This window comes from Bacillus sp. LR--39, from assembly GCF_053613335.1.
This window is the reverse complement of the sequence record NZ_JBSIOT010001465.1, coordinates 1-542: the sequence shown is the minus strand read 5'-3', so window position 1 is coordinate 542 and position 542 is coordinate 1. Positions and strand designations below refer to the sequence as shown.

The window sequence follows — 542 nt, the reverse complement described above, 5'->3', positions numbered from 1 at the left end:
CGCAATTCCATCTTCATGGCTGACAGGCTTCATCACCGATAAGCGTGTGAAAGAGTCAGCAACAGCCTTGAATCCGAGTATGTTTCAAGGGCTATATTTACAAGATCAGATGCTCAAAGATCCGACATATCTTCCGATTTACGGGTCTTCTGAGCTTTCTCGGCTGGACGAGTTCCACCCATCTAATTATTTTCAGGTAAACAATGAGGGATTCACGCCATACCTTGTCGGCAAAGGCGGATCCCAGTCATTGATTCATTCTTTAAACTTCGCTGCCCATATGGATCAGCTGAAGGGCAAAAAAATCGTATTCATCGTGTCTCCGCAATGGTTTATTAAGCGCGGGTCTGATGAACAGCATTTCGCGCCGAACTATTCTGCGCTGCAAGGGCTTGATTTGGCATTTAACGATCAGATCGACCCTGAAATTAAAAAGAAAATGATGAAACGCATGCTTCGCTTTAAGGCTGTGCAAAACGATGCCATTCTTTCTGAGCTGTACAAAGCAATGGTAAACGGCCAGACGTGGAAAGTGAACGCGC

At 45.4% G+C, this 542-nt stretch carries 1 protein-coding gene; it reads left to right on the top strand.

The window, feature by feature from the left end; translation table 11 throughout:
• The coding region (dltD, locus tag ACWHAR_RS31165) for a D-alanyl-lipoteichoic acid biosynthesis protein DltD (RefSeq protein ID WP_452088940.1) at positions 1–542 on the top strand (542 nt) is incomplete at both ends.